This is a genomic window from Pedobacter jamesrossensis (assembly GCF_042650905.1).
GTDB classification, from domain to species: domain Bacteria; phylum Bacteroidota; class Bacteroidia; order Sphingobacteriales; family Sphingobacteriaceae; genus Pedobacter; species Pedobacter jamesrossensis.
This window is the reverse complement of sequence record NZ_JBHSBY010000032.1, coordinates 58,500-80,044: the sequence shown is the minus strand read 5'-3', so window position 1 is coordinate 80,044 and position 21,545 is coordinate 58,500. Positions and strand designations below refer to the sequence as shown.

The window sequence follows — 21,545 nt, the reverse complement described above, 5'->3', positions numbered from 1 at the left end:
AAATATCAAATAACGTAAAAAAAAGAAAGCGGATGAAGAGTTCAGCACTCATTCATCCGCTTTGCAAAAACAGACTATTTTAAGTCCACTTTTTCAGTGCCCTCGCCTTTTTGAGACAGCCTCTTTTAATTGATTTATAGCTAAACCTATTTAGCCGCTGATTTACCTTCGTAAGTTGCAGCTAATTTTAAAGCATTGTAAGCATTAACAATTCCTCCGCTAATAGACAAATCTGAGAACGGAACCGATACTTTTGGAGCATCAGGACCTTCTCCTTTTGTATAATCTACATTGTGATTAACTTTTGTAACTGATTTTACTATAATTTCTTTAACCTGAGCAGCCGTTAGCTTAGGATAATAAGAACGAATTAATCCGGCTAAACCCGCAACAACAGGAGAAGCCATACTTGTTCCATCTAAATCTTTGTATTTAGAACCCGGAACTGTAGAATGAATTTTCACGCCAGGTGCAAAAACATCAACTTGTGTTTTACCGTAGTTAGAGAAACTTGCTTTTAAGGTTTCATCATCTTTTGGGCCTGATGCACCAACTGTAAGCCACGAAGCGATAGTTTTTTCATCTAAATCTTTATGATTTGGAAAATTGTTTTCTGTATCAATATCCTGATTTTCGTTCCCTGCAGCCTGAACAATCAGCACATCTTTTGAGGCAGCATATTTCATTGCCTCATTAACTACAGCTTTATTTTGGCTATAAGCTTTTCCAAAACTCATATTAATCACTTTTGCGCCATTATCCACAGCATAACGTACAGCGTTTGCAACGTCCTTATCACGCTCGTCTCCGTTTGGTGTACAACGAACCCCCATGATTAAAACATTATCAGCAACGCCCATAATACCAAGTTTATTGGTTCTATCGGCTGCGATAATACCAGCAACGTGAGTTCCATGCATTGCATCAGGACCGGCTACATCATTATTTCCATAGAATTTTTCTGTATCATTATTTTGGTCATCACCAACGATACTTCTTGGGTCATAGCTTAAATTTAAGTTGTAATCAATCTGCTCTTTAAAATATTTTATGCCTTCGTTGATTTGTTCATTGTAAAAATCTTCAAAGCTTCCTTTTTTCAATTCCTCTGCAAGAACCTCCTGAATACGGGCATCAGCATTAGTAACAGGTTTAAAGTTTGCAATATCTTCTGTAGTTGGATTTGCTTTACCAATTTTCTTTACTACTGCATCTAACGCACTCTTAAAACCACTTAAGCCAGCTAAATTTGCATTAGCTTCACCTAATTTAGTTTCTAAATCGGAACGTTCCACTTTAAAAGCTTCGTAATCTTTTTTATCCTTTTCAGAAACGTTTGCATCGGTTGTGTTTGCAAATCTGACTTGACCTCTACGTACTGAACGTGTTAACTCTAACGTTTCATGGTCAACAGAGCCTTTTGGACCGCCTATAAAATTCCAGCCGTTAATATCATCCGCATAGCCGTTTTTATCATCGTCTTTGCCGTTTCCAGCAATTTCTTTAGTATTTACCCACATGATTCTTTTTAAATCTTCATGTGTAGCTTCAACACCACCATCATTAACGGCTACGATAACTTTAGTCGATTTTTTTCCTTTAAGAAGTTCTTTATATGCTTTTTCTGTGCTAATCCCAAAAACAGAATCAGTTTTAAGGTCGAGATTTTGCCAGTTTGCCTTTTGCGCATTAGCAAAAAAAGGTGCTGTAATTGCGAAAGCAGCAATTAGTGAGGCTCTAAATAATTTATTCTTATTCATTTATTTCATTTGTGTTTAGGTACAAACCGATTCATTTTGATATTTAAAACATAAATGATATCGTTTTTTTGCACATTTTTAAAAAGTAAAAATCTGAATTTTTTGTAGGTTTTCGAAATGGAAACCGTGTTTTTGCTGTTTTTTAACTAAAATTAACAATTCACATATTACGAAATATACCTGAATTGTTAATGTTAAAAAGCGTGTGTTTGTTATTTAGGCTAGCAGAAATAATTTAAACCCGATAGGAGCAAGCACGAATCCAGAGGTACTAAAAACTTATTTTATAAGAGAAAATTCCGAATAAGTAAAGCTGATAACGATCTTTCGAGACCGACGCACACCGAAACTGATTTTCAAAAAAAGAAACCTACTTAAATTTTAAGGCTAATTCTTTCGCCTTTTTGGTGTGAGTTTCAATAATTGCAAGCGTACTTGTTGCCCAAGCTTTTAATTCTGCATCTTTATTCTGTTTCCCTTGTTCGAAAAGTTTAACGGTTTGTTCGTGGTCGGTAACCATCATATCAATATAATGCTTGTCGAAATCGGGACCCGTCATTTTTTTCATTGCATCTAAATGAATTTGTTCTTCGGCTGGTAAGCCATCCGGCGTAATAACTTTTTTCTTTAATGCTAACTCTTTTAGCTCTTTGTTGGCTTTGGTGTGGTCTGTTAGCATTTGTTCTGCAAAACTTTTCACATCTGCACTTTTTGCATTTGCTAAGGCAATTTTAGCAGCTTCAATTTCCATTAATCCCCCAATTGATGCTTTTTTAAGGAACGTTCCACCTTCATCATCAAGTCCGGTTGATGTACTTTCTGAACCTAAAACGTGCACACCATTTACCATTGTAGTATCGCCGATAACACTATCTTTCATAGTCGATGATTTTTTATCGGCACTTTGGCAAGCTTGAAAGGCAATTGTTGAAGACATGGCTAAGCCAACTAAAAATATCTTTTTCATTTTTATGATCTTAATGTTTGGTTAAAAAACAAGAAACAATGGAAAAGGTTTTCAATTGGACTTTACTTTTGGCAGAATTAGTTACGCATATTGATATACTGTAAGGGCTGGCCAAAATCTTCATTGCGACAAAAACTAATTACAGCTTGTAAATCATCAATCTTTTTGGCTGTAACCCGAACCTGATCATCCATAATTGATGCTTGTACTTTTAAACCACTGGCTTTAATTTTTGCAACAACTTTTTTAGCCGCTTCTTTATCTAAGCCTTCTTTTATGGTAATTTCTTTGCGAATCATATTTCCAGAAGCTTGGTGCTCATCGCCAAAATCCAAACTTTTTGGATCTAGGTTTTGCTTCATCATTCTGGAAATTATTGAACCTTCGATGGCTTTTAAACGCATGTCATCTTCGGTAACAATAGTTACAACGTTTGTTTTTTTATCCAAATCGACAGTACTTTTAGAGCCATTAAAATCGAAACGGTTTAAAATTTCCTTTTTGGCGTTGTTAATCGCATTATCAAGTGTTTGCGCATCAACTTTACTTACAATATCAAAAGAAGGCATGGTTTTAGCTTTAAAGTAAAAAATTAAGTAGATTTATTAGATAATTATTGATATCACAAAAAAACGAAAAATATTATGAAAACCACTAAGACGAAGACTCTAAAAAAGACAACTAAGAAAGAAGCTAAAAAACAATTAGAGCAATCTATTTCGGATAAGTTTTTAGAAGTAATAAAAAGTTTAGGTCATGATGCATCAGAAATAAGTACCGAAGTTGCAAAGGCAAGTAAACGTGTGGCTAAAAAATTAACTAAAAAGTTTACGGTTATAAAAGCTGATGTAGGTCAGAAAATTGATGATATTTTACATTCGTCTAAAACGGTTAAAAAGGAAGTTAAAAAGCCTGTTTCTAAAGCTGTTGCCAAGGCAGAAAAGGTGGTTAAAAAAGCTGTTGCTAAGGCTAAGCCTGTAGTTCAAAGTGTTAAGGTTGTTGCAATTGCTACTGAAGAAAAAGCTGAAAAAGCAATTTCAAAACCTGTTGTAAAGGCCACGGAGGCTGTAAAAAAAGCAGTTCCTACAGTTAAGAAAGTCGTTGCGGCAAAAGCTACACCTGTTAAAGCAGCTGTAACCGAAGTTAAAAAAACTATTTCAAAACCAGTTGCAGCTACAAAAACCGCGGTTACTAAGGCTACACCTACAAAAGCTACAGCAGCTAAAGCTGCAACTGCTGTTAAAAAAACCACTGAAAAAACAACAGCAACGGTAACTAAAGCCACCAAAACTGCCCCGAAAAAATAATTTTGTTAACATTAATACAGTCATGAATTAACATCGACTTAACAAATTAATTTGCAGTTTTGAGCATCCCTGTTTTACAGGGATTTTTATTTTTTTAAATGAGCAAGCAGAAGTTACCCTTTTTTAATCGAGAAATAAGCTGGTTATATTTTAACGAACGCGTTTTACAGGAAGCAGCCGATGAAACGGTACCACTAATTGAACGTATTAAATTTTTATCTATTTTTTCTTCAAATCTTGAAGAATTTTACCGCGTTCGGGTTGCAACCATGACTAGGTTGACTAACCTTAACGAGAAAGCGAAAGCGCTTTTGGGTTTTAACCCAAAGAAAATTCTTAATGAAATTAAAAACATTGTTGTAAGGCAAGAAAGAAAGTTCGACCAGCTTTTTCAAGCTACGTTAATAAATGAATTGGCTCAGAACAGAATTTTTATTCTGAACGATACACAATTAAATGTTAGTCGTGGAGAGTTTGTTAAAAACCATTTTAGAGACAAAATTTTATCTAATCTGGTGCCAATTATGCTGGATATGGAGAAGCCATTTCCAGAGCTTAAGGATAGATATTTGTACTTTTTCGTCAAGTTATCCCGCAAGGAATCGAAAGTTAAAGAAAAGTATGCGTTGATTGAGATGCCACCGAATTTACCTCGTTTCCTTGTTTTACCAGAAACAAACGACTTAAAGTTTATTATTCTGGCTGAAGATATCATTCGCTATTGCCTTGATGATATTTTTTACGTTTTCACGTACGATAGCTTAGAAGCTTATTCAATTCAGTTAACTCGTGATGCTGAACTGGATATTGACAAAAATATCAATGAGAAATTTATCGAGGATTTAAAAAGTAGTTTAGAAAAACGAAAAAAAGGTAAACCAATGCGTTTGCTTTATGATTCTGCAATGCCGCTAAATATGCTTACAGTTTTGGTAAATAAGCTAAAATTAGAGGCAGAAAGTTTAATTCCTGGAAACAGATATCATAAATTCGGTGATTTTATAGCTTTTCCAAACGTTGGCGGAAAGGAATTAGAATATGCACCAAACGTGCCACTTAAAGTTCATGGTTTGCATAGAACGGAAAGCGTATTTACCAAAATTGCTCAAAAAGATTATTTGGTTAATTTGCCATACCAATCTTACGATTACATTATCCTTTTCTTAAGGGAAGCTGCAATAGATCCCAAAGTTGTTGATATTCAAATCACTTTATACCGTTTAGCTGAAAATTCGAAGGTTATTAATGCCTTGATAAATGCAGCTAAAAATGGTAAAAATGTTTCTGTTCTATTGGAACTTAAAGCACGATTTGATGAGCAAGCCAATATTTACTGGACAAGCAGATTAATGGAGGAAGGTGTAAAAGTAAACTATGGTTTAACAGATTATAAAGTGCACTCTAAAATTTGTTTAGTTAAGCGAATTGAGAAGGAAAAACCAGTTTATTATGCAAATTTGGCCACAGGTAACTTTAACGAAAAAACAGCTGGTTTATATTGCGACCACAGTATTTTTACTGCCAAAAAAGAGATTACAAATGATTTGGTAAAACTTTTTGATGCATTAAGCAAAAGAACAGTAACTAAAGGTTTTAAACATCTTATCGTTTCTCCATTAGAAAGTAGATCTAAGCTGGTAAATTTTATAAACAGGGAAATTAGAAATGCAAAAGCTGGTAAAATAGCTTATATACTACTCAAAGTAAATAGTTTAGCAGATGAAGGCATAATTGCTAAGCTATATGAAGCAAGTAACGCTGGCGTAAAGATACAGTTGATAATAAGAGGTATTTGCTGTCTCGTTCCAGGGGTTAAAGGCTTTAGCGAAAACATAACTGCGATTAGCATTATCGATAAATTTTTAGAACATGCCAGAATTTACATTTTTAGTAATAATGGTAAAAATGATATGTATTTATCATCGGCAGATTTAATGAGCCGAAATTTTGAGCACAGAGTAGAAGTTGGATTTCCAGTTTTAGATCCTGATGTTAAGCAAGAAATTCAGGATATTATCGATTTGCAACTTCAGGACAACACAAAAGCCAGACAAATTAATGCTTTAAATAATAATAAATACCATAAAAACAGACTAAGCAAGAAAACAAGGGCCCAAGTAGATATTTATAACTACTTAAAAACCAAGCATCAATAATATGTTAAGATACGCAGCTATAGATATCGGTTCTAATGCGGTGAGGTTACTTATCGCCGATATTAGCAAACAAGATGGTTTATATAAATACAAGAAAAATACATTAGTAAGAGTACCATTACGCCTGGGCGATGATGCCTTTTTAGATCAAAAAATTTCTCCAAAAAAAGCAGCCGATCTTGTTAAAACGATGCTTGCTTTTAAAAATTTGATGGATGTTTATCACGTAACCGAATATTTAGCTTGTGCAACATCTGCTATGCGTGAAGCTACAAACGGAGCGGATATTGTTAAATTGATAAAAGATGAAACAGATTTAACGCTAGAGATTATTGAAGGACAACGTGAAGCAAATATTATTTATGCGAACCATATCGAGCAAGATCTCGATCAAACTAAAACTTACTTGTATATTGATGTTGGTGGCGGTAGCACAGAACTTTCTGTATTCGTAAAAGGTCTTCCTGAAGCTTCAAAATCTTTTAATATTGGGACAATAAGAATGCTAGATAACCAAGATAAAGAAGAAACCTGGGAAGAAATGAAAAACTGGGTTAAAGAACATACAAAGGCTTATAAAAATTTGGCTGGAATTGGTACGGGTGGTAATATTAATAAACTTTTCCGTATGGCCGATGAGAAAGAAAATGCACCAATGTCATTACAGAAGTTAAATTCTTTATATAATAAATTAACGAGCTACTCTTTAAAAGAACGTATTCATGTTTTAGGTTTAAATCCAGATAGGGCAGATGTCATTATCCCAGCTGCAGAGATTTATTTAACTTTAATGAAATGGACGGGAATTAAACAGATTTATGTGCCAAAAGTAGGTATGGCAGATGGTATTATAAAGTTGCTAATTGAAGATAAATTAGACTAATTTCTAACTAGGTAATAATTTTTAACTGCAAAAAAAACGGAATAACTATAAAGTGTATTCCGTTTTTCATTTTAAAATCTGATAATTCTTTTCAGATTTTTATATTTAATCTTCAAGTAATTTTACAGCAGCCTCGTCAACAAACCAAGTTAATTTTCCATCAACAGGGTTAATTAATTGCGCCGGGTAAGTATCAAAGTTTTTTTCTTCGTCGCCAATAACATGCTTTAAAGCTTCTGCTTTATTTTCTCCAAAGGCAAGAAAAGCTACATTTTCAGCTTTATTTATTAATGGTGCGGTAAAGCTTATGCGATAAGTGTTTAATTTTTCTACAAAAACAGAATCTACATCAACTTCTTGATTTTTAACTAATGTTGTATGAGGGAAAATTGAAGCTGTATGTGCATCATCACCCATGCCTAATAATATTAGATCAAAAACAATATCATTGCCTTTAAAATGTTCATCTATAGCTTTTTTGTATTCTATAGCTGCCTTTTCTGGTGCTAATGTTGTGTCAACATAAAAAATATGATCAGCAGCAACGTTTAAGTTATCAAAGAAATTTTTCTTTGCCATTAAGCCATTGTAATTTTCGTCATCTGCCGGAACATTACGCTCATCACCAAAAAAGAAATAAACTTTCTCCCAATCAATTCTGTCTTTACAATCGGTAGATAAAATTTTGTATAATTCTTTTGGAGAATTGCCGCCAGTTAAAACGAAGTTAAAACGATCGTTATCTTCAATGGCCATTTCTGCAATTTTGATAACATAATCAGCCAAATCTTGATTTAATTCTTCGAGCGTTTTGTAAATAAGTAAATTCATTTTTTTTAATTAATCGTTATTGCCAGGCACAAAGCAATGACGGTAAAAGTTTAATTATTCTTTATTCTTCAATGGTAAATTAAACCAGTGGAAGCCATCTCTTGCAATAAGTGCTTCAGCTTCTTCTGGTCCCCAACTATCTGCAGGGTAATTAGGAAAATTAATTGATTTTTTGCTTTCCCAAGTATTTAAAATTGGCATTACCAATTCCCATGCAGTTTCTACCTGGTCGCCACGCATAAATAACGTTTGGTCGCCCATCATGGCATCAAGCAATAAAGTTTCATAAGCCTCTGGTGTATCGCCTTCGTAAGTTCCTTTATAATCGAAAACCATATCAACTGGGTTTAAAACCATATCTAAACCTGGTCTTTTGGCTTGTACCTGCATACGAATACTCATTTCTGGTTGAATGCTGATTACCAGGCGATTTTGTTGCCAGTTTTCGGTTACGCCAGATGAAAATATTTGATGAGGCACATCTCTAAACTGAATTGTTATTAAAGATGAAGTTTGGTTTAAGCGTTTTCCAGTTCTTAAATAGAAAGGAATTCCTTGCCATCTCCAATTATCAATGTGAAATTTAACTGCTGCAAAAGTTTCGGTATTCGAGTGATCATCTACACCTTTTTCCTGACGATAGCCTGGTACTTCTTTTCCTTCTACCCAACCTTTACTATATTGACCACGAACGGTGTGAAAACGAATATCTTCTGCCGAGAAAGGACGCATAGCTCTTAAAACCTCAACCTTACGATTTCTAATTTCATCAGCATCGAAATTAATTGGTGCTTCCATGCCAACTAAACAAAGCAGTTGCAATAAGTGATTTTGTATCATATCTCTTAATGCACCAGCGCCTTCGTAATAACCACCACGATCTTGAACGCCTAATTGCTCCGTTACAGAGATTTGAACATGATCGATATAAGATCTATTCCAAAGTGGTTCGAATAAAGAATTTGCAAAACGGAAAGCCATCATATTCTGAACCGTTTCTTTACCCAAATAATGATCGATACGATAAATTTGTTTTTCGGTAAAGATGGTGCTTAAAAGTTTGTTTAACTCTTTAGCTGAATCTAAATCATGACCAAATGGTTTTTCGATAACGATTCTGCTATTGTCTTCATCTTGAGTGAGTTTATATTTCTGCAAACATTCTGCAATAACAGGGAAGAAGTTCGGTGCTACAGCCAAATAGAAAATAACCTGAGTTTCTTTTCCAAATTCCTTCTGATATTTGTCTACTGATGCTTTTAAGTTTTCGAATGTTTTTGGCTGTGCGAAATCGGTAGGACAATAATTCATTGTCTTACTAAATTCTTCCCACTTATCTTTTTTAACTTTTCCAGAACGGGAAAATTCGTTTACCGCATCTTCGAGTGCTGTTTGATAAGTTTTGTCTGTAAATTCTGTTCTTCCTGTGCCTATAATTGCAAATTTTTCGGGCATATAGCCTTCAATAAAAAGGTTATAGAGTGCAGGGGCAAGTTTGCGTTTATTTAAATCGCCGGTACCACCAAATATTACAAATATTGTGGGGTGTAATGCGGTTTTTGATTTCATTTTTTTTGTATTAATCGGGATGGTTTACGATAATTTATTCCAATCGGCATGGAATACGCCTGTTTTATCAATACGTTCAAAAGTGTGTGCACCAAAGAAATCTCTTTGTGCCTGAATTAAGTTCGAAGGCATACGACCAGTTGTAATGGTATCAAAATAGGTTAGGGTAGATGCAAATGCAGGGATTCCTAAACCAGAATTAATACATGCAGAAACGGTTTTACGAGTTCCTTTTAATGTAGTTTTGATAATGTTCTGGATACCAGAATCTCCAAATAAATGCTCAAGACTATTATTTTTTTCGTAAGCCTGATAAATATCTTCTAAAAACTTAGCCCTGATGATACAGCCACCACGCCAGATTTTCGCAATTTCTTGTAATTTTAAATCGTATTTATATTCTTTTGATGCTTGAACCAATAAATGCATACCCTGAGCATACGCACTAATCATCGAGAAATAGAAAGCATCTTCAAGTTCCTCTATTGTTACCTCAATTTTAGTGTCTTTTTTACCAAAACCTTCTTCCAGAGAAACCCTCAATTGTTTAAATTTCGATAAATCTCTATTTGAAACAGCTTCATTAATTGTTGGGATTGGAAGTTGCAATTCCATCGAAACCTCTGAAGTCCATTTTCCAGTACCTTTCGAACGAGCTTCATCTTTTATCATATCTAAAAGATCGTTTTGCGTTTCTGTATCTTTGAAAAGAAAAATTTCAGCTGTAATTTCTAATAAGAAAGATTGAAGTCTCCCTTCATTCCACTTTTTAAATACTTTGTAAATGTCTGCATTAGAATAGCCCAAACCATTTTTGAGAATGCCATAAACCTCGGCAATAAGTTCCATAATCGCATATTCTATACCATTATGCACCATTTTAACAAAGTGGCCAGAAGCACCAGGGCCAATGTAAGTTACACAAGGATCATTGTTAACCTTTGCTGCAATTGCATCAAAAATATCTTTTACAACATTATAAGCTTCTTTATCGCCGCCCGGCATCATACTTGGGCCAAAACGTGCACCCTCTTCACCGCCAGAAATTCCCATACCGAAGAAGTGTAAGCCATCTTTTTCTAATTCATCAACTCTTCGGTTGGTATCAGTAAAATGTGAGTTTCCACTATCGATAATAATATCGCCTTTGCTTAAAAGTGGCTTTAATTCTGCAATAACGCTATCAACAATTGGTCCGGCTGGTACCAATAAAACTAACGTTCTTGGTGTTGCCAAATGGTTAATAAAGCTTTCTATGTTATCAAAGCCTTCAAGATTATGTTTTTTGCCTTCTTCCTCAAGCTTTGCAATCATCTTTTGGTCTTTATCGTATCCTGTAACAGAGAATCCTTTATCGGCCATATTTAATAAAAGGTTTCGGCCCATTGTGCCTAACCCAATCATTCCCAATTTATATTGATTTGAATCGTTATTTGCCATTTTTTATTTTTTAATATCTACCCAAAATTAGGGTTTACAAATTAATATTTTAGTGTACGATGTTAAATGATTGTAATAAAGTCGATCTCCTAAGCTTGTTTCTTAGGATTAACGGTTGTAATGTTATTTCCGTCGGTTAGTTTCCAAAGTTTTGCGCCACCTTTAATGCCATCTCTGTTAGATACGACTTTTATATTGTCCTCTAATTTGAAATCGATTTGCTTAGAATTTCCACCACCAATATATAAGGTATCGTAGTTAAAAACGGTTTTATAAATTTCGATAACTTTTTTTAAACGTTTATTCCATCGCTCTGTACCAATTTTTTCAAAAGCTTTGTTTCCAATGTAATCATCATAATCTTCTTCTTTACTAATTGGAAAATGAGCTAACTCTAAGTGAGGCAATAATCCGCCATCGAAAAGTAACGCAGTACCAAAGCCAGTACCAACTGTAAAAACGATTTCAAAGCCTTTTCCATTTACAACACCCAGGCCTTGTTGGTCAGCATCATTTACTAAACGTACAGGTTTACCTAAAGCATCAGCAATGCGTTGAGCTAAATCTATATCAGCCCATTTGTTTTTAGCCAGATTCGGAGCCGTTTTAACAATCCCATTTTTTACGTATCCCGGAAAACCAACAGAAACTCTATCATAGCTGCCTGGAATGGGTTTTATCAGCTCTAAAATTCCAGAAACAATATCTTTTGGAGTAGCACCCTCTGGTGTTTTACTCTTCATATATTCTGATAGCATATTTCCGTTCTCATCTAAAAGAACTGTTTTAATACTTGTTCCGCCAATATCAATTGATAAAATATTGGTATTTGCAGCTTGTTTTTTTATCGCCATAATTGTGCTTTTTCTAAGATCGAAGTTCTACAAATAAATTAAAACCACAAACATTAATTGATAAGAGCGGTAATATTGATGTAAATAATTAATTCTACTAAATCTATGTATTTAATAGAATATAGTTAAGTTTGTTTCGTTAATTCTAAAATCTGTTTTCTTATGACTGATGTAAACTACCTAGCTTTTGCAATTCCTGCATTTTTTCTTTTTGTATATATTGAATATCGACTGGCTTTGAGAAATAAAAAAGATGATGTTTTTAAATACGAAAGTTCTGTTGCAAACTTTAGTGTAGGTATAGCGGAAAGACTCTTAAATTTATTTATTGCTGCAAGCTTTTACCAGGCTTACAATTGGATTTACAATAATTATGCTTTTTTTGATATTCCGAATAAGTGGTATATATGGATTTTTTTGCTTTTAGCGACTGATTTGGTTTGGTATTGGTATCATCGGTTAGGGCATGAAATTAATTTTTTATGGGCAGTTCACATTGTTCATCATCAAAGTGAAGAATTTAATTTATCAGCTGCAGCTCGGATAACAACTATTCAAGCAGTTTTTAGGAATATATTTTGGTGTATTTTGCCATTAATTGGTTTCCATCCAAACATGATTATCACAATTTTGCTTGCTCACGGCGCATATTCATTTTTTACGCATACACAATTAATTGGGAAAATTGGATGGCTTGAAAATGTTTTAATAACGCCATCACTGCATGGTGTTCATCACGCATCTGATGAGAAATATCTGGATAAAAACTACGGTGATGTTTTTGTTTTTTGGGATAAGCTTTTTGGAACTTTTCAAACCGAAGAAGAAGCACCAAAATATGGATTAACGCATCCGATAAAAAGTTATAGTTTTTTGTGGCAGCATTTTCATTATTATTTGGAAATAGTCGAGGCTTATAAGAGAGCAACCGATCTAAAAGCGAAATGGAACGCTGTTTTTGGCAGCCCTGCCTTAATGGATCAAAATATCAGACCAGCATTAGAAAAGAAATATCTTCAACAGCGCCAAAATAAACCTAAAATAAAGTTTAAGGCTTATTTAAATATTCAGTTAATTCTCGTTGTCGGATTATTAACATTCGCTACGCTTTTTTATAAATCGATTAATGCATTGGATAGCGTTGCAATTTTGATACTTATTCTAATTACGCTTATTAACATTGGAGCGCTTTTGGAGCAACGTAAATGGATTTACTACTTAGAATGTTTAAGGTTAACTTTAATTTTCGCCCACGCATTTTATATTTTGAATATTTCCGAGTTGTTAATAATCCCAGTTGTAGCTTTAATTACCTTAGAAAGGATGTTTTCGATCAGTAAAATTTACCAAAAATACATTTTGAAATATAAAAACGTTAGTAATTGATGTTTCTTTGTCTTTCGTTTTTTGTCTATACACTATTGTTACATTAACATATCAAACTCTTAATTAATCTTCTTTTATTTCAGATAAATATTCTGTAACAAAATTATTACAGATGCTTTTGTTTATTATCTACAAGTGTCTTTAAGTGAAATAACTTCTTTTTTTGACTTTTAAAGCTTTTTTGCTTGCTAGAACAACTTTGGGTAAGCGAAGGGTTTCGCTTTTTTATCTAGAATTTCTACGCAAACTCATAAACGAATTTTCTTGTCTGATAAATTGTTTATAGTTTCGTATTGTTATGTAAATTTTAATTAAAGAAACATTAAGTAATACAAAAGCTAATAAAACGTAATTATTCGATATCTGACTTAGAATTTTAACGGTTAGTTAATATTAATTTAATGTGGGTGGGGTTATTTTGCCGATAATCCGGATTAATAAAACAAAACTAATTATTCCTATAATACTAACCGGATTAAAAAACTATGAACAAAATTTCTACCCAGCTGAAATCGAGGTTTGAGTATGGTCTTTATGTAAATGAAGACAGCCCCGATAATCCCACAACAAGAAAAATTATTTTCAAATCATTATCTAACTGGCTTAAAGTTTTAGCAATTACAATTGTAATCCAGTGTTTTTATCAAGTTGTTAGTGCTCAACAGGGCGTGCAGTCAATAGCTGTAAAAGGAACTATAATTGATGAAGATGATAATCAACCGCTAATCGGTACAACCATTTCTGATAGTAACAGGAAATTTTTAGCTTCTACAGATAACGAAGGTAAATTTGCAATAACGATTTCGAAAGGGAGTGAAATCTCTTTCAATATGCTTGGTTATGCGGTAGTAAAAAGAACATTTAACGAAACAACTAATTCAGTTGTTATTCGCTTAAAATCATCATCTAATCAATTAAATGATGTTGTTGTTACTGCCTTAGGTATCAAGAGAGAAGAAAAGGCGCTTGGTTATTCTGTAACTAGAGTAGATAGCAGCGCTATTACTAATGCGGTTTCCAGTAACTGGACGGATGCATTATCTGGTAAAGTTGCTGGTTTAAACTTAGTGCGTAATAGTGGTCCGGCGGCTTCAAATAAAATTATATTACGTGGCGAGAACAACCTAACTGGCGATAACGAAGCACTTATCGTAATTGATGGAGTTGTAGCAAGTAGTTCGGCTCGTCGTACGGCTGGTTCATCGGGTGGAGTTTATGGTACTTCGGGCGATATTATGCCTTCAGATTTTGGATCGGCTTTAAACGATTTAAATCCTGATGATATTGAAAACGTAACCGTGCTAAAAGGTCCTGGTGCTGCTGCGCTTTATGGTCAGCGTGGTGCCAACGGTGCAATTATTATTACAACAAAATCTGGAAGTAAGAATAGCAAAAAACTTAATATAACTTTTACTTCAAATAGTACCTGGGAACAGGTAAGCCGAAGTCCTGATATTCAAAATCAATACGGGCAAGGACAGTTTGGCGTTTCCTATTTTTCTTACGGTAATACAGAAGATGGCGCAAGTACAAATGGAACCAGTGCTAGTTGGGGTGCTCCATTTAATCAGGGAGGGATGTATTACCAATATGATCCAATCAGAAAAACGGTTGGAACTGTAAGAACACCGTGGATGGCTTATGAAAATCCGGTAGATGCATTTTTTAAAACTGGTTTCGAATCTTCGAATTCTGTTAGTTTAGATGGAGTTTACAAAAAAGTCGGAATGCGTTTTTCAGCCAGTCACGGTGATAATTCATGGATTGTGCCTAACACAGGTTTAGAACGTACATCTGCATCGTTTTCAGCAAATGCTGATGTTACAAAAAAGCTAAATATCACTTTCAAAGCGGCATATAATAACAGAAACAGCGATAACTTACCAGCTACGGGTTATGGAAATCAATCTTTAATGTATTGGTTTATGTTTGCACAGCCAAATGTTAATACAGATTGGTATCGCGATTATTGGGCACCTGGCAAAGAAGGCGTTCAGTTTGTTAATATTACAACAACCAACCCTGAAAGCCCTTATGCAATTTCCGAGCAGTATTTAAATAAGCAGCGCAGAAACGGGGTAATAAGTAATATTCAGGCGAATTATAAGTTTACCGATGAGTTAAGTTTATTGGTTCGTGGTTCCATAGATTATAATCATGATATTCGTGAAACACAACGCCCCTGGGATGCTGCCGGTAATAAATTTGCCCAAGGTTCTTACCGTGTTCAAGATATAAATTCTTACGAAGTAAATGCAGATTTCTTATTAAGATATGATAAGAAAATCACAGAATCGCTAAGAATGAATGCAAATGTTGGCGGAAGTCAGATGCGCAATCAATACAATAAATCAGAGCTCCGTGCAGATGGTTTAGTGATTCCTGGCGATTATAGTTTAACCAATAATGCAAATCCGTTGGTTTCTGTACCAGATACTGCTCGTTACAGAATCAATAGTTTTTACGCATCAATATCTTTCAGTTTTAAAAATTATTTATACTTAGATTTAACTGGTCGTCAGGATTGGAGCAGTACATTAGCTACACCATTTAGAACAGATAATGTTGGGTTTTTCTATCCTTCGGCAAGTGTATCTTTCGTTCCATCAGATTTATGGAGATTACCAGAGCAAATCAGTTTCTTTAAATTAAGAGCCTCCATTTCTCAGGTTGGTAGCGGCGGAACAACACCTTATCGCACAGCTTATAATTATAATCTTGCATCAAGTGGTATTTACCCGGATAGCGCAATGACTAATCCTAACATACTCCCAAATCCAAATTTAAAACCTCTTAAAACTACAACTATCGAAGTTGGTACTGAGTTACGACTTTTCAAAAATCGTTTAAATTTTGATTTTGCTGCCTACATGGGTAATACGAAAAACCAAATTCTTAACAGAATTGTAGATCGAGCTACTGGTTACAATGTTGCTGTGTTTAACGTTGGTAAAGTAGAAAATAAAGGTATTGAGATAGCAGTTAACGGAACACCAATACAAGCAGGCAAATTTAAATGGGAGCTAACCGGAACATTTACCGCAAACCGTAATAAAATTACCGAACTGGCAGATAGTTCGGTTGTACTAAGAACAGGCGCTTTAGGTGGTGGCCAAATTGTGGCAAATGTTGGTGGAAGCATGGGCGATTTATATGGTAACGGATATTTAAGATCGCCAGATGGACAAATTGTTTATGATGCCACAACTGGTAATGCAAAAACAGGAGCTGGATTAGTTTATCTAGGTAACACAATGCCAAAATTCAGGTTTAGTTTTGGTACAACTCTTAGTTATGGTCAATTCAGTATAAATGGATTATTTGATGCACAGCTTGGTGCCGTAGCACACTCTTTAACATTTTCTAGAATGGCTGCTTTAGGTAAGCTTAATCTTACGTTGCCAGGAAGATACAATGGTGTTATTGGCGATGGAGTTATTCAAAATACAGATGGCACTTACCGCCCAAATGATGTTGTAGCAACTAATCTAGAGAGTTTTTACACTTCACTTTACGGATCAGACCAAGCGGAGGGAAGTGTTTTTAGAACAGATTATTTGAAATTTAGAGAGGCCAACGTAACTTTTGCATTTGGACCTTCATTTCTTAAAAGGATTGGATTTACAAAAATGACAATCGGTGCTTATGGTCGAAACCTATTTATCTGGTCGCCGTGGCCAGCATTCGATCCTGAGTTTGGTACCTTATCAGGAAGCGATATTGTTCAAGGTTTTGAAACTGGTCAATTACCATCTACCAGAACTTATGGTGTGCGTTTAGTTGTTGGGTTATAAAAGAGAATATTATGAAAACGATAAATAAAATAACCAATTATATATTATTAGGCGTAGTTAGTTTATCTACCTTCTCCTGTAAAAAAGATTTTAACGAAGTAAATACAGATCCAATCGGGAGATCGACAGTTACTGCAAGCCAACTTTTAGCGCCAGCTTTGGTAAATGTATTATCTGCAAATATGGTTCGCAACCGTAATTTTAACAACGAATTAATGCAGGTTACGGTAGATATAAGCGATGCGGAAGGCAGGGTTTTTAGGTATGATGTTAGACGGAACTGGGCCGATTACACATGGAATACCTGGTATCCTGAATTAACCAATCTGCGAGATATTTATACCATTGCCAACAAACCAGAAACTTTAAATTCTTCTTACAAAGGCATTTCATTAATTAGCCAGGCCTGGGTTTTTCAGTTATTGACAGATGTTTATGGAGATGTTCCATATTCGCAAGCTAATCAAGGTAAAGAAGGAAATTACGAGCCGATTTTTGATAAACAAAAAGACATATATCTGGATTTGTTTACAAAGTTAGAAGAAGCGAATAAATTATTATCTGAAGGAACATCTATAGTTGCAAGCAGCGATCCGGTTTATCAAGGTGACATAAGTAAGTGGCGCAGATTTGGTAACTCGTTGTATTTACGTTTGTTACTCCGTATTTCAGGTAAAGCTGAAGTTAGTGCACAGGTTATTGCCAAAATAAAGGAAATTGCAGACACCAATAAGCCCAATTATCCGATAATGGAAAACAATACCCACACGGCTAAAATTCTTTGGAACGGAACAAATAGTAGTACTGCCGTTTACTCATCACCATTTATGATAAATGTTAGAGCAGTAGATTTTAGAGGACCTGCAATAACTGATTTCTTTATTGGAAATTTAGGTATTTGGAACGATCCACGTGTAGATTCTAAGTATGGTTTAAATGGCTTAAACAGATTTGGAATTGCAGCAGGACCTGGTGGTTTAATTGGTGTGCCAAGTGGTTACGATACCGGAACTTCAATTTTAAGACAATCTTATTTTTATTCGGATGCACAAAATGCCCCTATTACTTTGCAAACCGACCGTTATACTGGTATAATCATGAATTGTGCAGAAGTTGATTTTATTTTAGCTGAAGCTGCCGCCAAAGGTTGGATTACAGGAACTGGCGAAACTTATTACATGAAAGGCATTGCCGATGGTATTAATTATTGGATTCCGTCAATATTTACTTCACCGACAGATCCTCTTTTAATTAGCTATGTTAACAATGCAGATATTCAGTGGAGTAATAATCTTCCGTTAGAAAATAAAACAAACAATGCACCTAGCAAAATGCAATCCATTCATTTGCAAAAATATTTTGCAAATTTTCTTGTCGATTTTCAGCAATGGATAGAGTACAGGCGAACTGGTCATCCGTTTCTTCCAAAAGGAACCGGATTAGCAAACGGAGGTAAAATGCCTTCGAGATTATATTATCCATTAGTTACACAATCAACCAATCCAACAAGTTATAAAAATGCCGTTGCTGCTCAAGGTGCAGACGATATTAATACACTTGTTTGGTGGCAGAAACCTTAATCATATCAAGAATTAATATGAAAAAGATTATATTTTATATCAGTGCACTGGTAGTTATCTGTAGCACTTGGATGAGTTGTAAACGCGATACTGATTATGTTGGTGTCACTGTTAGTCCATATATTTCAAATTTCGATTTACGAAAATTATTTAAAGGTGCCGATTTACTCCTTAATGAAGAAAACTTAGGTGGCGCAAATTTCATCAAAGGTATAGTTGTTTCCAACCAAACTGGCGGTAACGTTCCTGCGGGATTGCTTCTTGTTCAAAATAGTCGTATTGCTGGTAACGGTATAGATTCGTTAAGAGGCATTGCATTTAGTGTGGGTACAGAGGCAGCAAAATATGTTCCCGGCGATTCTGTTCATGTAAGAATTACGGGTTCGACATTAAAAAGAGTTAATGGTACGCTACAAATAGCTGGAGTTACAGCGGCAGGTATTGAGAAAAAAGCTTCTGGAAGGAAAATTATTCTAAGAGCTGTAAATACTGCCGAATTAACAAAAAGACCAAGCTTTTATGAAAGTACTTTAATTACAATAAGTAAGGGAAAAATGTCTCCTACACCAATTACTGGTGATACTTATTCTGGTAACAAAACAATAAATGATGGTTTTGGAACAGCAATAATTCACACAGAGTCGACAGCGTCGTTTGCTACACAAGAAGCTACACCATTTGCAGACTATACGGGCATTGTGGCTACAACTTCTACCGGTGTGCAACTTTTACCGAGAACAGCAGATGATATTTTTGCTCTTCCTGAAATTAAACCTTCTGCCTTAATTATTACAGGTTATTTGGTTGATCCAACTGGCTCTGATGCAAATTATGAATACATTCAGTTTAAGGCAACGAGAGATATTGATTTTGCAGCAACACCATTCTCTATTGTTGCTTGTAATAATGCTGGTATTTTAGCTGCTCCTGCAACTGGCTGGGCCCTTGGGGGTGTTAGAACCTATAAATTCACCATCAAAACAGGTAGCATCAAAAAGGGGCAGTTTTGTTATGTAGGTGGCAATAAGGTAATTTGGGGTAGCGGTTCTACTAATATTAGTTCTGCCGCTTGGATAGCAAGTAAACAATATTCAACATTAGATGGAGACGATTTCGGAACCGCTACTACAAACTTATTGGCCAATAGTGGTAACGTTGCCGGTATTGCGGTTTTCGAGGGCACAACAGTAACCGGAAATTCAATTCCTTTAGATGTAATAATGTATGGTGGCAATGGCGCCGTGTATGCTGCTGGCCCGCCAGAGGTTGGTTACAGAATTACCAACACCGATAAATATAGTACCATTCAGAATAGAAAAACGGTAGCATTTTATGGCGCTGGAACTAATACTAACAAGTTTGCTTTTCCTGCAACCAGTGCTTTTACCATGCTTGGAGGGGTTTACGATGCATCCACAGGTATTTGGAGCACAGGTAGAACGGCAACCAACATTACATTAACTTCTACATCGCCATTAACAGCAATTGAACAACCTGCTGGTTTCACAACAATTGTAAATTAATATATTATACAACAATCATCGGTTAGCTAAACCTAACCGATGTTTTAATTAAAAAAAGTCCCTAAATAAAAAGAAATGAACAGAAGGTCATTTATTCAGAAATCAAGTTTATTAACCTCTACAATATTTATTAGCTTAAAATCATTCCCATCATCTTTATTTTCTATCGATGGGGTAGTAACCGGAACAGTAACCAGCAAAGGGAAAGCAGTTGCGGGGGTTGTTATTTCTGATGGCTACAGTGTTATTCAAACAGATAAACGCGGTAATTATGAAATTAAGCTTAACGATTTGGCACGTTTTGTTTGGATTAGTACGCCATCTGGTTACGAGTTTAAAACCGAGAGCAGTATCGCCCGTCATTATTACAAACCTGATGCGGCAGGTAAATTAAATTTCGATCTTAAGCCATTAACGCAAAATGACGATAAACATAATTTCATTATATGGGCAGATCCGCAGGTTAAAAACAAGGCAGATGTAGCGCAAATGATGGCAACTTCTGTTCCCGATACAAAAGCAGTAGTTAAAAGCATGGGTAAAACACTGGTGCATGGTATTGGCGTTGGTGATTTAGTTTGGGATAATTTTGACCTTTTCCCTGCTTACGATGAAGCCATCGCTCAAATCGGTATTCCATTTTTTCAGGCTTTAGGTAATCACGATCAGGATTACAGGCAAGGAGGGGATGAGACATCCGACAGAACATTTCAGGCTCATTATGGCCCAACTTATTATTCGTTTAATAGAGGAAAAGCACATTATGTTGTTTTAGACGATGTTAGGTATTTGGGAACAGAGAGAAATTACGATGGATACATCACACCCACACAGTTAGAATGGCTGGCAAAAGATTTACAATTTATATCAAAAGATGCGCTATTAATTGTTTGCTTACATATTCCAGTACATAATTCTGTTAAAAATAACGATGATTTTTATACGGTTTTGAAAGATTTTAAAAATGTCCACATTATGTCTGGGCATACGCATTTTAACAAAAACGTAATTAAAAACGGCATCTACGAGCATAACCATGGTACAGTTTGCGGTGGTTGGTGGACTGGACCAATATGCGAGGATGGTACACCCAGAGGTTATGGCGTTTACGAAGTTGATGGAACCAACCTAAAATGGTATTATAAATCTACAGGTAGAGATAGGAAAAAACAATTAGACATTTACGTTGATACTTTAACAAACCAAAAAAGACTTATTGCTAATGTTTGGAATTACGACCCGGAATGGAAAGTAGAATATTTCTTAGATGGAAAACCGATGGGTGCATTAGCACAACAAGATGGTTTCGACCCATTAGCAGTGAAGTTGTATAGAGGTGATAAACTTCCAAATCCAAGACCATTTGTTGAAGCAAGATCTACAGATCACTTATTTATGGCACATTTCGAGCCATCGGTGCAAATGGTTAAAGTTGTTGCGACTGACAGATTCGGCGAAAAGTTTGAAGCAAGCGTTAAAGCTTAATATTCTAAAC

At 35.1% G+C, this 21,545-nt stretch carries 15 protein-coding genes; 8 read left to right on the top strand and 7 right to left on the bottom strand.

What is annotated here, in order from left to right:
* Nucleotides 1-146 precede the first annotated feature (146 nt).
* The 3 genes from ACFOUY_RS06620 to ACFOUY_RS06610 form a co-directional block, all read right to left on the bottom strand.
* On the bottom strand, nucleotides 147-1,760 hold the full coding sequence (locus tag ACFOUY_RS06620; protein ID WP_378959695.1) for a S8 family peptidase: 1,614 nt from the start codon (nucleotides 1,758-1,760) through the stop codon (nucleotides 147-149).
* Between the two features lie 370 nt (nucleotides 1,761-2,130).
* Complete coding sequence (locus ACFOUY_RS06615) at nucleotides 2,131-2,727, bottom strand: DUF4142 domain-containing protein (RefSeq protein ID WP_378959694.1); 597 nt, start codon at nucleotides 2,725-2,727, stop codon at nucleotides 2,131-2,133.
* Nucleotides 2,728-2,804: 77 nt separating this feature from the next.
* Entirely contained in the window at nucleotides 2,805-3,296 is a 492-nt protein-coding gene (locus ACFOUY_RS06610; protein WP_378959693.1) for a YajQ family cyclic di-GMP-binding protein, read from the bottom strand.
* Nucleotides 3,297-3,371: 75 nt separating this feature from the next.
* Between ACFOUY_RS06610 and ACFOUY_RS06605 the strand changes: the two genes are divergently transcribed.
* From ACFOUY_RS06605 to ACFOUY_RS06595, 3 genes are all read left to right on the top strand, one after another.
* On the top strand, nucleotides 3,372-4,034 hold the full coding sequence (locus ACFOUY_RS06605; protein ID WP_378959692.1) for a hypothetical protein: 663 nt from the start codon (nucleotides 3,372-3,374) through the stop codon (nucleotides 4,032-4,034).
* A 98-nt stretch (nucleotides 4,035-4,132) separates the two neighbouring features.
* Nucleotides 4,133-6,190, top strand: coding sequence for a polyphosphate kinase 1 (gene ppk1, locus ACFOUY_RS06600; protein WP_378959691.1), 2,058 nt, complete (start codon nucleotides 4,133-4,135; stop codon nucleotides 6,188-6,190).
* A 1-nt stretch (nucleotide 6,191) separates the two neighbouring features.
* The gene (locus tag ACFOUY_RS06595; RefSeq protein ID WP_378959690.1) at nucleotides 6,192-7,073 is read left to right on the top strand and encodes a Ppx/GppA phosphatase family protein; all 882 of its coding nucleotides are present in this window, start codon (nucleotides 6,192-6,194) and stop codon (nucleotides 7,071-7,073) included.
* 105 nt (nucleotides 7,074-7,178) lie between these two features.
* Here ACFOUY_RS06595 and pgl read toward each other — a convergent pair whose 3' ends face one another.
* From pgl to ACFOUY_RS06575, 4 genes are all read right to left on the bottom strand, one after another.
* Entirely contained in the window at nucleotides 7,179-7,904 is a 726-nt protein-coding gene (gene pgl / locus ACFOUY_RS06590) for a 6-phosphogluconolactonase (protein WP_378959689.1), read from the bottom strand.
* A 54-nt stretch (nucleotides 7,905-7,958) separates the two neighbouring features.
* The gene (gene zwf, locus ACFOUY_RS06585) at nucleotides 7,959-9,473 is read right to left on the bottom strand and encodes a glucose-6-phosphate dehydrogenase (protein ID WP_378959688.1); all 1,515 of its coding nucleotides are present in this window, start codon (nucleotides 9,471-9,473) and stop codon (nucleotides 7,959-7,961) included.
* A gap of 24 nt (nucleotides 9,474-9,497) precedes the next feature.
* A complete protein-coding gene (gene gndA, locus ACFOUY_RS06580; protein ID WP_378959687.1) occupies nucleotides 9,498-10,913 on the bottom strand; it encodes an NADP-dependent phosphogluconate dehydrogenase in 1,416 nt (471 codons plus the stop codon).
* An 89-nt stretch (nucleotides 10,914-11,002) separates the two neighbouring features.
* A complete protein-coding gene (locus ACFOUY_RS06575; protein ID WP_378959686.1) occupies nucleotides 11,003-11,767 on the bottom strand; it encodes an ROK family protein in 765 nt (254 codons plus the stop codon).
* Nucleotides 11,768-11,929: 162 nt separating this feature from the next.
* Between ACFOUY_RS06575 and ACFOUY_RS06570 the strand changes: the two genes are divergently transcribed.
* The 5 genes from ACFOUY_RS06570 to ACFOUY_RS06550 all read left to right on the top strand — a co-directional run bounded on the left by ACFOUY_RS06570 (nucleotide 11,930) and on the right by ACFOUY_RS06550 (nucleotide 21,535).
* Nucleotides 11,930-13,153, top strand: a complete 1,224-nt coding sequence (locus tag ACFOUY_RS06570) for a sterol desaturase family protein (RefSeq protein ID WP_378959685.1) — start codon at nucleotides 11,930-11,932, stop codon at nucleotides 13,151-13,153.
* A 485-nt stretch (nucleotides 13,154-13,638) separates the two neighbouring features.
* Nucleotides 13,639-16,947, top strand: coding sequence for a SusC/RagA family TonB-linked outer membrane protein (locus ACFOUY_RS06565; RefSeq protein ID WP_378959684.1), 3,309 nt, complete (start codon nucleotides 13,639-13,641; stop codon nucleotides 16,945-16,947).
* 11 nt (nucleotides 16,948-16,958) lie between these two features.
* The gene (locus ACFOUY_RS06560; RefSeq protein ID WP_378959683.1) at nucleotides 16,959-18,527 is read left to right on the top strand and encodes a SusD/RagB family nutrient-binding outer membrane lipoprotein; all 1,569 of its coding nucleotides are present in this window, start codon (nucleotides 16,959-16,961) and stop codon (nucleotides 18,525-18,527) included.
* A 17-nt stretch (nucleotides 18,528-18,544) separates the two neighbouring features.
* Entirely contained in the window at nucleotides 18,545-20,050 is a 1,506-nt protein-coding gene (locus ACFOUY_RS06555; RefSeq protein WP_378959682.1) for a DUF5689 domain-containing protein, read from the top strand.
* A 75-nt stretch (nucleotides 20,051-20,125) separates the two neighbouring features.
* On the top strand, nucleotides 20,126-21,535 hold the full coding sequence (locus ACFOUY_RS06550) for a calcineurin-like phosphoesterase C-terminal domain-containing protein (protein ID WP_378959681.1): 1,410 nt from the start codon (nucleotides 20,126-20,128) through the stop codon (nucleotides 21,533-21,535).
* Nucleotides 21,536-21,545 lie beyond the last annotated feature (10 nt).